General features: G+C 44.8%; 11 protein-coding genes. 8 read left to right on the top strand and 3 right to left on the bottom strand.

What is annotated here, in order from left to right; translation table 11 throughout:
* Positions 1-60 precede the first annotated feature (60 nt).
* The 7 genes from hypB (at position 61) to B4Q04_RS05835 (ending at position 7,471) form a co-directional block, all read left to right on the top strand.
* Complete coding sequence (hypB, locus tag B4Q04_RS05865; RefSeq protein WP_013993520.1) at positions 61-756, top strand: hydrogenase nickel incorporation protein HypB; 696 nt, start codon at positions 61-63, stop codon at positions 754-756.
* A gap of 112 nt (positions 757-868) precedes the next feature.
* Positions 869-3,130 carry a carbamoyltransferase HypF gene (gene hypF, locus B4Q04_RS05860; protein WP_088696239.1) on the top strand — a complete coding sequence of 754 codons (2,262 nt, stop codon included), beginning with the start codon at positions 869-871 and terminating at the stop codon, positions 3,128-3,130.
* Between the two features lie 3 nt (positions 3,131-3,133).
* Complete coding sequence (locus tag B4Q04_RS05855) at positions 3,134-3,412, top strand: HypC/HybG/HupF family hydrogenase formation chaperone (RefSeq protein WP_013993518.1); 279 nt, start codon at positions 3,134-3,136, stop codon at positions 3,410-3,412.
* Between the two features lie 6 nt (positions 3,413-3,418).
* A complete protein-coding gene (hypD, locus tag B4Q04_RS05850; RefSeq protein ID WP_088696238.1) occupies positions 3,419-4,513 on the top strand; it encodes a hydrogenase formation protein HypD in 1,095 nt (364 codons plus the stop codon).
* A 49-nt stretch (positions 4,514-4,562) separates the two neighbouring features.
* Complete coding sequence (locus B4Q04_RS05845; RefSeq protein ID WP_013993516.1) at positions 4,563-5,123, top strand: transposase; 561 nt, start codon at positions 4,563-4,565, stop codon at positions 5,121-5,123.
* 134 nt (positions 5,124-5,257) lie between these two features.
* A complete protein-coding gene (gene hypE / locus B4Q04_RS05840; RefSeq protein WP_236630972.1) occupies positions 5,258-6,319 on the top strand; it encodes a hydrogenase expression/formation protein HypE in 1,062 nt (353 codons plus the stop codon).
* A gap of 21 nt (positions 6,320-6,340) precedes the next feature.
* On the top strand, positions 6,341-7,471 hold the full coding sequence (locus B4Q04_RS05835; RefSeq protein WP_088696237.1) for a hypothetical protein: 1,131 nt from the start codon (positions 6,341-6,343) through the stop codon (positions 7,469-7,471).
* Here B4Q04_RS05835 and B4Q04_RS05830 read toward each other — a convergent pair.
* Positions 7,468-8,172 (bottom strand): sulfite exporter TauE/SafE family protein, encoded by a 705-nt coding sequence (locus B4Q04_RS05830; protein WP_013993513.1) that lies wholly within the window; start codon positions 8,170-8,172, stop codon positions 7,468-7,470. The two genes, B4Q04_RS05835 and B4Q04_RS05830, sit on opposite strands and share 4 nt — an antisense overlap.
* Before the next feature lie 291 nt (positions 8,173-8,463).
* On the opposite strand from B4Q04_RS05830, the gene B4Q04_RS05825 reads away from it, so the two are divergent.
* A complete protein-coding gene (locus tag B4Q04_RS05825; RefSeq protein ID WP_088696236.1) occupies positions 8,464-9,723 on the top strand; it encodes a glycosyl hydrolase family 28-related protein in 1,260 nt (419 codons plus the stop codon).
* A 337-nt stretch (positions 9,724-10,060) separates the two neighbouring features.
* Here the strand turns inward: B4Q04_RS05825 and B4Q04_RS05820 are convergent, their stop codons facing one another.
* The gene (locus B4Q04_RS05820) at positions 10,061-10,702 is read right to left on the bottom strand and encodes a DUF6266 family protein (RefSeq protein WP_088696235.1); all 642 of its coding nucleotides are present in this window, start codon (positions 10,700-10,702) and stop codon (positions 10,061-10,063) included.
* 125 nt (positions 10,703-10,827) lie between these two features.
* Entirely contained in the window at positions 10,828-11,499 is a 672-nt protein-coding gene (locus B4Q04_RS05815; RefSeq protein ID WP_236630971.1) for a DUF6943 family protein, read from the bottom strand.
* Positions 11,500-12,032: the final 533 nt, after the last annotated feature.

Below are 12,032 nucleotides of genomic sequence, written 5' to 3'. Positions count from 1 at the left end.
GGCCAGCCGATTATAACAAGGAATTACGACCCCAAGGGTCACTCAAAAAAAGGAAAGAAAATGGTAGAAAAATCAACGAAAGCGGCACGAGGTACCGTGCAATGTGAAAACACGAACATCCATTTGCTCAAGGCCAATGATTTTGTGGCCGATATCATCAAAAAGGAAATGGCCAAGACCGGCACCCTTTTAATCAATATTACCTCTTCGGCAGGAAGCGGTAAAACGACCCTTATGCAAAAAACGGCCGAAAAGCTGAAAGACAAGATAAACATCGCCGTGATGGTAGGTGACCTCGAAACCGAGCGGGATGCCGACCGTATTCGCGAAACGGGCATTCAGGCCCTGCAGATCGTAACCGGCGGCATCTGCCACTTGGAAGCGCAAATGGTACACCAGGTATTGGACCAGTTTGATTTGGAAAACATCGATCTGCTCTTTATTGAAAATGTGGGCAATTTGGTCTGCCCCTCGTCCTTTGATTTGGGCGAAGACTACCGGGTGACCCTGATGGCCACTACCGAGGGCGACGACAAACCCAAAAAATATCCCAAAATGTTCTTGACCAGCGACATGATGCTGGTGTCCAAGGCCGACCTGCTTCCCTACGTGCCCTTTTCGGTAGAAGCCGTTACCAAGGATGCCCGTGAGGTAAACCATGAAATCGAAGTGCTGCAAATATCTTCGACTACCGGTGAAGGTATCGACGAATGGTGCAACTGGTTGTTGGAAAAAGTGAAACAAAAGAAAGGATAGGTCTTCGTAAAAGGAATCTCTCAAGAGACCTCACGGGTCTTAGAGACCTGAAGAGAGACCTCACGGGTCTTAGAGACCCGTGAGGTCTGTAGGTCGGTCTGTATTCAAAACCATGGAAAAAACTTTTCAAATCATTATTTCGGGGCAGGTACAAGGAGTCGGATTTCGCCCCTTTGTCTATGGTTTGGCGCATCAATATCGATTAAAAGGCATGGTTTGCAATAATGAAAATGGGGTGTTGATCCATATAAGCGCCTCCGAAGAAAGGGCCACCGAGTTCTTGCACGCCCTGTTGCAAAAGGCCCCGGCCATTTCCGTGATACAATCCCACAGCCTATCCGAGCTTCCCCTGCGTTCCTATTCCGATTTTAGGATCCTTCCCTCGGAAAGCAAACACCAGATCGACATTCCCTTAACGCCCGATTTTGTCATTTGCAAATCCTGCAAATCCGAGATTAGAAATACGACCCATCGGCGCTTCGGCTATGCCTTTACCACCTGTACCCATTGCGGACCGCGGTATGCTATAACCACCAAATTTCCTTTTGAACGGGCAAATACTACCATGTCCGAATTTCATATGTGTTCCCAATGCGAAACCGAGTACACCAACCCCAACGACCGACGCTTTCATTCACAGACCAATAGTTGTACTGAATGCGGCATTCAATTACGATTGACGACTGCGGATGGAATCCCCATAGCAACCGACACCCCTGGGATTATCAAAAAGGTTTCTGGGCTTATTCTGTCGGGAAACATCGTGGCCCTTAAAAACACGAACGGCTATTTGCTTTGCTGCGATGCCAACAACAAAACGGCTATAGGGCGCTTGCGTGAAAAAAAACAACGCCCCACCAAACCCTTTGCCCTCCTCTACCCATCCCTCGAAAAAATAAAAAAGGACTTCGAACTTGGTACTGCGGAGGAAAAGGCGCTTACTTCTTCGGCCGGCCCCATTGTCATTCTCAATCCGAAGAAAAACATCACCGATTTGACACTAGGAGCCATAGCTCCCGGGCTGGACCAATTGGGGGTAATGTTGCCCTCTTCCGCCCTGCTCACCCTTTTGATGGATGCCTTGAAAATACCCATCATCGCCACGAGCGGAAACATCCATGGCTCCCCCATCATTTGCGAGGCCGAAGATGCCATTCAAAAGTTATCGGGCGTTGCCGACTATTTTGTACACCACAATCTAAACATCTCCTTTCCCCAGGACGATTCGGTAGTGCGCTTTGCCGGCGAACAACGGATTACCCTACGGCGTTCACGCGGCTTGGCCCCGAATTATTTGAAGAGTCCCCTTTCGGGCAACCAAAAGGTATTGGCCATGGGCGCCCACCTCAAAAGCACCTTTGGTTTCGTTCCCAATACACACACCTATGTGAGTCCCTATTTCGGAAACCTCGACAGCTACGAGGTCTCACAGCGCTATCAAGAAAGCATCACAAAATTCACCTCCCTCTTCGAAACACGGCCCGAAATCGTTTTGATCGATGCCCACCCCCAATACCAGAGCAGTATTATGGGCAGGGAGCTGGCCGATAAATGGAAGGCCGAACTGTACCCGATTCAACACCACAAAGCCCATTTCGCCAGCATTTTGGGAGAGCATCGCCTCTTCGAGACCGAAGAAAAAATACTGGGAACGGTTTGGGACGGTACCGGGTTAGGCGACGACGGTGCCATTTGGGGCGGTGAGTTCTTTGTTTTTGAAAACGGAAGGATAGAACGCTTGGCCCATTTTGAATATGTCGATTGGATCGCTGCGGATAAAATGGCCAAGGAACCCCGTTTGTCCTTGCTCTGTATGCTTCCCGAAAGCGAAAGGGAAGTTGTTCGCCATAAATTTTCGGAAACCGAATGGAAGGTCTATCATACAATGTTGAAGAAAAACACCCTAAAAACCTCTTCCGTCGGCCGTTTGTTCGACGCCGTGGCCTCGCTTCTGGATTTGGGCGATACGACTTCCTACGAAGGTGAGGCCGCCATGCTTTTGGAAAATGAGGCCAAAAACTATTTGGGTAGCGATTCCATCGATTTTTTGGAAGGAAGGAGCTACCAAAACATCCCTACAAGAATACTTACGACCAACATCCTAAAGGCAAAAACAGCAGGACTCGCCAAATCGCAAATCGCGCATGGTTTTATCCATACCCTGGCCCTATCGATTTTAAAAACGGCAAGACAAAACCATTGCGGAACCATAGCCTGTAGCGGTGGTGTTTTTCAGAATTCGGTATTGGTCGAAAAACTGTCGCAACTAGCGCAAAAACAAGGCATCAAGTTAAAATTTAATCGTATATTGTCTAGTAACGACGAGAACATTTCGTTCGGACAATTATGCTACCATCAGTATATTAAAAATTGAATTATGTGCTTAGCAATTCCAGGTAAAATAAAGAGTATCGAATCGCAATACGACGGTATGGTGCGTATGGCCAAAGTATCTTTTGGCGGTATCACCAAGGAAGCCAGTCTAGAGATGCTGCCCGATGCCGATGTAGGCGACTATGTCTTGGTGCACGTGGGTGTCGCCATTAGCAAGGTGGACGAGGAAGAGGCCCAAAAAACGTTCAAATACCTCGAGGAGATCGGGGAACTGGGCGACCTGGAAGACGTTGATGAATATTTACCCAAAACCGATAACTAGCGAACTATGAAGTACATGTCGGAATACCGCGATCCCGCGTTGGCAAAAAAGTATTTGGAGGAAATAAAAAGAACCGTATCCCGGCCTTGGTCCATTATGGAAGTTTGTGGCGGGCAGACCCACAGTCTGGTAAAGAACGGCATCATCGACATGTTGCCCGATAAGGTCACCATGATCCATGGGCCCGGTTGCCCGGTCTGCGTTACTCCCTTGAACCTGATCGACAAGGCCGTTCACCTGGCTACGGAAAAGGGTGTAATCCTTTGTTCCTTTGGCGATATGCTCCGCGTACCGGGCTCCGAAAAGAGTCTTTTGGAAGCCAAGGCCGAAGGGGCCGATGTGCGAATTTTATATTCTCCTTTGGAAGCCGTGAAAATTGCGGAGGACAATCCTAATAAAGAAGTGGTCTTCTTTGCCGTGGGGTTCGAAACTACGGCACCGGCCAATGCCCTGTCCGTTGTGCATGCCCACCGTAGAGGAGTAAAGAACTATTCCATCTTGGCATCGCATGTATTGGTGCCCCCGGCCATAAAGGCGGTTATGGATGACGAGGAAAGCAAGATCGACGGGTTTTTGGCCGCAGGCCATGTATGTACCATCATGGGCAATACGGAGTACCACCCGCTATCGGCCGAATACAAGGTGCCTATCGTCATAACCGGCTTTGAGCCCTTGGACGTGCTTCAAGGTATCTTGATGGTCATCCGCCAGTTGGAACAGAGCAAATCGGAAGTCGAAAACCAGTATGCCCGTATCGTTCGGGAGGAGGGAAATACAGAAGCACAAAAGATCATCAATGAAGTGTTCGAGGTGCGCCACCAAATGTGGCGCGGTATCGGTGAAATTCCCGATAGTGGCTATGCGGTACGCGAGAAATACGCCGAATACGATGCCACCAAAAAATACGAGGTCAGTATAACGGAAGCTCCCGAAAACCCCTTATGCATTTCGGGACAGATCATGAAGGGCATCAAAAAACCATTTGAGTGTTCGCAGTTCGGCAAAACATGCAAACCTACGAATCCCTTGGGCGCACCCATGGTGAGCAGCGAAGGGGCCTGCGCCGCCTACTATCACTTTTCGGGAATGGTTGAAGCATAACGACCCCATCGGGACAAGGGGTTTCAGGTATAGACTAAATCATATCCAAATGCAATACGAACCGATACGATCGGACCAATACTATCATATCTACAATCAGGGAAACAACGGAGAGGACATCTTTGTTGAAGGTAGGAATTATGCCTACTTCCTTCGATTAATGTACAAATACCTCGATGCCATAAGCGACATATACGCCTACTGTTTATTGAAAAACCATTTTCACATCGTCTTGAAATTCAATGAAAATGTGGCCGACAAGGTGATTTCACAAAAACTATCCAACCTGTTCAACTCCTATGCCAAGGCCATAAACAAGGCCTATGAACGCACGGGAAGTCTTTTTCGGGACAGATTCCGAAGAAAGAGAATAGAAGACGAAAACTACCTTAAAAACTTGATCGTGTATGTGCATTTGAATCCCGAACACCACGGGTTTACCAATGATTTTAGAAGGTACAAGTATTCTTCGTACTCAAGTTATTTGTCCGATTTGCCCTCGAAGCTCGATCGGGAATTTATACTAGGGCTGTTCGAAGACAGGTCCAATTTTGTACATGCCCATTTGAACAAAAAAATGGAACTGGAAAAAAGTTTAACTTTAGAATAATAGACCTTATATGAGACCTCACTGAGACCTCACGGGTCTTGAAGACCCGTGAGGTCTGAACTAAAAACATCAGGTCTCACCGAAAAAATGAGACCTCACGGGTCTCGAAGACCCGTGAGGTCTGACCGAAAAAAATGAAAGAAAACAACAAAATACGCATGCAACTGCAATGCCCCATGCCCAAACTGGACTTTGATGTCATTACCCTAGGGCATGGAAGCGGAGGGGTATTGACCAACAAACTGTTAGACAGCGGGGTCTTTGACCTGCTCAGTAACGATATCCTGGACGAAAGACACGATGGTGCTTTTCTTGAACTCAACGGCAAGACCGCCTTCTCTACGGACAGTTTTCTGGTGTCCCCCATCTTTTTTCCGGGCGGGAACATCGGTGAGCTTGCAGTGAACGGAACGGTAAACGACCTGGCCATGTGCGGGGCCACCCCAAAATACCTGTCCCTCAGCTTTATCATCGAGGAAGGCCTGCCCGTAAAGGAGTTTTGGGATATCTTGGTATCCATCAAATTCGCCTGTGAAAAAGCGGGCGTACAAATCGTTACCGGTGATACCAAGGTTGTGGAAAAGGGAAAGGGCGATAAAATATTCGTCAATACCTCGGGTGTAGGCCCCATACATCCGAAAGCCAATATCAGTGCCAAAAATATAGCGGTAGGCGATAAAATTATCATCAGCGGAAATATCGCCTCGCACGGAATGGCCATTATGTCTGTACGTGAAGGGCTGGAATTCGATTCCGAGATTGAAAGCGATACCACCAACCTTAACCATACGGTCATTAAGCTGATCGATGAATTTGGAGGGGACATCCACCTATTGACCGACCCGACACGGGGCGGCGTGGCAACGGTACTCAAGGAAATAGCCCAATCGTCGGAAATCGGAATCGACCTGTTTCAAAAAGACCTGCCTATCGACGACCAAGTGGCAAGCGCCTGCGAACTCTTGGGGCTCGACCCTTTGTACGTGGCCAACGAAGGGCTCTTCATCACCTTTGTCCCCGAAGCATCGGCCGATGCGGTTTTGGAACGATTACAGCAAGATGAAAAGGGCAAAAACGCACGGATCATTGGAAGCGTCGTCGGCGAACACCCCAAGCAGGTGATTATGGAAAGTGCCATAGGCGGAAAACGCGTCATCAGCATGTTGCCCGGCGAACAGTTACCCAGGATCTGCTAACCCAAACACTTATAACCCAAGATGTCCGTAAAAGTACCGACCGAGAAAAACCTATCCATGAATTTTGAAACCTTAGGTCCGAACGTTAGCAATTCCTATATTTTTAAAGGTTCGGAGCAAACTCCCTTTTTGGCACCACGGGGTGTCTTTGTCGCCAACGGCCATCTTTTTGTTTCCGATACAGGGCGAAACCGGGTGTTTATCTGGAAGACCCTGCCTACCACCGAGTATCAGGAACCTGACGTCGTCCTGGGCCAGACGGACATGGAGGAAACGGGAAGAAATTCGGGCGGACTTGTATCGGAGCATACCTTGCACTACCCTTCCGGCATTTGGAGCGACGGCAATCTATTGATCGTCGGCGATGCATGGAACCATCGGGTGCTGATCTGGCATACCCTGCCCACAAAGAATGGCCAAGCGGCCGACGTGGTCGTGGGGCAGCCGGACTTCGTCTCCAACCAGCCCAACGTTGCCGGGATAGGAAACGACCCTTCTGCTCGAAGCTTGAATTGGCCCTACGGTGTTTTTTCCGATGGCACCCGGCTTTGGATCGCCGATACCGGCAACCGGAGGATCCTCTTTTACCATGACATCCCCAAAACCAACTATAAAACAGCCGATAAGGTCATCGGAAAGCCCGATTTTACAACCCGAGATTACGAAAACCACGAACCCATTTGGCCCTATTCGGTTAAAGTGAACGCCAACAAGCAAATGGTCGTCGCCGATACGCAGTTCTACAGAAACCTCGTTTGGAACAATGCCGAAGAAGCCTTTTCAAAACCGGCCGACGTAATCGTTGGCCAAGCGGATTTTGATGCCTGTGGGCAGAATCAATTCGGACTCTTTCCTAACGCACGATCCTTAAACTGGACTTACGATGCCTGTTTTTATAAAGGTGGCCTTTTGGTAAACGATACGGGAAACAGCAGGATATTGTGGTTCGAGTCCATTCCAAAGATCCACAACGCCGAGGCCACGGCCGTCATCGGAAAGCGCGATTTTAAAACGGGAAGTGAAAACAAGGACACCCTACATGGCACCTCAAGTTCACTCTACTGGCCCTTTTCGATCTGTACCCAAGGGAACAAGCTGATCATTGCCGATACGGGCAACCACCGCCTAGTGCTTACCAACTTGAAATTTTAGAGTCCCAAATACAGCCAATAGACGCCTACGAAAATAGCGAAGAGTCCGCCCGAAAGACGAACCATCTTAAAAAGTGATTTGCTTTGGCCCTTGGCATAGCCCGATACCTTCCCCAATAAAAACGTATATATGGTCATGGCCAAAACCGTACCTATGCCAAAGCCAATGATATACTGAAGGCTGTCCCCTTGACTTTCGAATCCCAATACCGGGAGAAGAAGAATAAAATGCGCCACCCCGGCAAGTCCGTGCAGCACGCCGATTCCAAAAGAGGACCAAACGTTCTGTTTTACCTTTTTATCGTGGGGATGGGAGTGTTCGAGTTTATTGGCATCATGATCGTGTTCATGTACATGAATGTAGGGCTCGTCCCCATCGTGTACATGAGGATGTTTGTGGTTTTTAGCCTTGTAAAAGAGACTGACCAAGGCCCATAGCCCGATGGCGATCAGCACCACCCCGACCAATTGCTCGCTGTGCTCCGATATCCTTTCGATGGGAATGTATTCCCTGAAGGCCAGAAAAAGCAGGCCGATGAGGAGCATTCCCACCAAGTGTCCAAAACCCCAAAACAGACCTATTTTCCATACTTTACGACGGGTTTCAATGGCTAGGGGCGTAACCGCGGCCAAGTGGTCCGGTCCGGAAACCACATGTAGTACGGCAGCGGCAATACCTGCAAATAGTGGAAAACTTATCATATTGACAATTCTAAATACAATGTAAGGAAATTTCAGATTATCAAGCGCATCTTAACCCTGCATTTTTCAGTTTATGGCGATAATTTGAAACACCTGAATCTAGGCGCTTTAGAAGCTGTTCCCACACGTAGAATACAACTTAATAACAGGATAATATAGACCTATAATAGATGTAGTAAAATGATTATAATTTAATAAGATATATACTACTAAATACAAATCATTCACCCCTAAATACATCTGGCTTTATGCGGGATCATAGCTTTACACCGAAACCACAAATCTATATCTATGAAAAAAATTCAAATGTATTTAGCCACAATTGCCCTTTCCGCTTTACTCGTTCAATGTGAAATAAACGACTACATCGGGTCGGGAAGCGATCAAGAACCCTCACAATGCAAAATAGACGATGACAGGGTGCAAAAGAACCTAGTAGTCGATTATGGAGCTGATGGCACCGACCAAGAGAACGACAGTAAACAATTACAACAGGCCATAGACGAAGTTTCGGCCATAGATGGAGGAGGTATAATATTCATACCTCAAGGCCAATACTACCTCAGTGAGATAAGCCTAAAATCCAATGTCCATTTATCTTTTGAAGACGGAACTATCATTAAGCCCATAGGAAGGGAAAACAATAAAAACTACTCTGTTTTCTATCTAGGTGTAAACTCCGGCGTAGTGAAAAACGTAAAAATAACCGGAAGTTGCGGCAAGTTCACCGTCGATTTACGAGAGGTCGAGAATACCAATGTCAGGGTCATTCAATGTGGAAATGTGGACGGATTTGTACTTTCAGATTTTGGCGTATTGGACCAACTCACCAAGTTTTCAGCGATTACTTTCGGTTTAGCTTCCTATGACGGCAAGTATTTCGGACCACGCAACGGTACGGTCAAAAACATTAGTGCCTTTTCCACCCACTACGGCTATGGTTTGGTTCAAGCACAGGTAGCCAAAAACGTAGAATTCAAAAACCTCTATAGTGAGGGCGGAGTGACCTTGCGATTGGAAACAGGGGAAAACAAATTCAATGAATTACAACCTGAAGGACTCGGCATTTTCGATATTAAAGCGAAAAATATCATCGGGGAAAACGGGAATTCCGCCGTCATGATATCCCCCCATACCATCAAAAACGGGCATGTAGACATAAAGAATGTTGTGGCCAACAATTGCGGATTTGCAGTTCGTATCGATAAAGGTTTTGCCAACAAATCACAGTCAGAACTAGGAATATCTCCCGGTTACTTTAAAAACCCGACCATTTCGAACGTTAAAGCCACCTATGGCACAACCTCACAGCTTAAATGGAAACACTGGGACAAGTACTTGGATTGCGACTCAAGGGCCTTGCTAACCCCGAATCCCGATGAATTTACCGGCAATCTCGGCAAAGAAATTTTTATAGGCCCTTCTATTACCCCCATATTGTACGATGCCTCGGGAGAAGGACCTGGCCATTACGAAGCTACCATCTCAAGAGTCACAAAAAAAGGTTTTGGCCCTACTCAAAAAGCATCATCACCGAAAACGACAAGGTAAACTGCACCCCATAACAATTGCCCTATCAAGTCTGTAAATAGCCTCTTGAGACCATGTCTTAAGAGGTTATTTTATATCAAAGCATATTGCTTGATATATCCGTATTGAACGCTAACCAATATATAAACGGTGGACAACAAAACCTTTTGCCATTACTTCCCGATACAATATTTAACTACCCTTGTATTCATTGGTGCTATTGTATTTGGGCAACAAATAGCATACAAAAAATGGATAATAAGAGAAGATTAGTAACAACTATTAATAAATAGAGCAACAAATATAGCATAAAAAAAACCGCTCGATTAGAGCGGTTTCCAAATAAAAACACCAAGCATTAATTAGCTGTACCAGAGCCTAAATAAATACTGTTTGATACTTGACTACCATTAGCAGAAATAAAAGCCATAAATAGCTCTACTGTATCTCCTGCATAAGTTGTTGGGATTGGAATAATTTGAGAACCTACTGTTCTGTCTGCTCCATCAAGTAAAGAAATGGATTCCTTTTTTGAAGGATTGTAAACCAATAACATCGCCTTGTCAGTAGCATTTGCGTTACCTTCAGCAGAGTTATCATCCCAACCAAACGTTACTTCTCCAGCAGTTGCTAAATCAGTCGTTGGGTTTAGCACACCAGATAAACCTCCTCGACTTACTAAAGCGTTCGGATAGTCAACAACAAAGTTAGGTTCAGTACCTGTAATAGCATTATTCAATACATACGACATTGCAGCATTAAATTCTGTTTTCTTAACAGCTAACCCTTTATATCCTAACTTAATAAAAGGCTTTACAGCCTGTAAAAATTCTAAAGTGGCAGTAAACTTGGTTCTTTGGTTTACTTGACCAACAGTTCTTGGATTGGCTACACTTGAAGGTTTAATTCTAATGTAATCAATTCCTTTCCAGCTTCCACCGATAACGTTACCAACCTTACCTGAAAGACCTCCTAAAATACCTTGAGCAATTTTACCCATAACATAAATAATTTAAATGAAACATAATTTTCTTCGGACTTGGTACGGACTTAACACGAAGTTGTACCTTCCGCTGAAATATATGGCAAGTTTTATGCTATTCTTTTGATATGGATTTTGTTGCTTTAGATTGCTTCTTTTTGCATTTTAGAAAATAAACTTTGGATATATGATACTTTCAAATCTGCCATTTTTGAAATAATTTTATGAAGCTCCTTTTCCTTTTTATTAATTGCTGACACAATATTAATATGTTTTTGCAACTGAATTGCATCATAAAACAATGAGCTGTAGCTGTTTTTCAAAGTGTTCCTACAATCATCTATTGAAATAAACGGAATAACACTACCTTTTAAATAGTAAGCGTAAAAACCGCCTATTTGCAACATCATAGATAAGTGAAAAAGTGTGTGTTTTACCTCTTCTGTTGTAGTAGTGACAACGAAACAGTTAGCACAGGATTTTAAGAGTGGTTTTCCGCTGTTTAGACCTTTGTTTAGAATGAAAAAATGAGGGTTCGAGTAAGTCTTTCCGACTTGGTGTGTTTTTAGTTCAAAAGTTGACATAGCTATCCAATTTAAAATTGCTTCGCTACGCTTCGCGCCATTATTTTTTTTGAAAAGAAAAAAGATAGCCATAGTTGTTGTGGCGTGGGTAAGGCTGTCAAGGTTTTTGGATAAAAGTTTTTTGAGTTGAATGTCTAAATCAAAAGAAAAAGGGTATTGAAAAAAAGTTTTATTCAAAACCCGTAGGGCTTGACCTTTATAGCCTTGTGCGGTTGGCAGAGGTAGCCACATATATTTGCCATTTTTTTTTATTTTAATATTTCAAATCGGTTTAAACTTGATTCAATTTACTTTTAACTTTTCTGGGGAATTAACACTTAAAAAAATAGGTTTCAGTTCGTATTTGAGCGTTGGATGAAGCGTTTGTATATGTAGCGTTTTAAATAGTTGTTTGATAAAACAGCATTTAAACAAGCTACTTATACAGGACTTTTAGACAATAGCTTATTGCTTTTTTGAGGCACGATAAAAAGTAATGTGCTATGGCGTATTACTACATATTCTAAACCTATTTTTTTATATCCTATTTCTTGGGTGGTGGGGAAAAGTGGACATTAATATTTGCTAACGAAATGAAACAAACAAAGACTTGAGGTAAGGAATACTTGGACTTAACGATGGTTTTGTGCAGTTGAATGAGATAACGAATATTATAATAAATTAACGTTACCCTTTTGAATGTTCGACTGTTTAATGTTTGTTGAAAATGTAGTTAGAAGTTCGGATGTGAGCGTTGGAATAGCGGATATTTTACATAATAGCAG

Source organism: Zobellia sp. OII3 (assembly GCF_002211465.1).
Lineage (GTDB): Bacteria > Bacteroidota > Bacteroidia > Flavobacteriales > Flavobacteriaceae > Zobellia > Zobellia galactanivorans.
The sequence above is the reverse complement of the archived record's forward strand: the minus strand, read 5'-3'. Positions and strand labels throughout refer to the sequence as shown.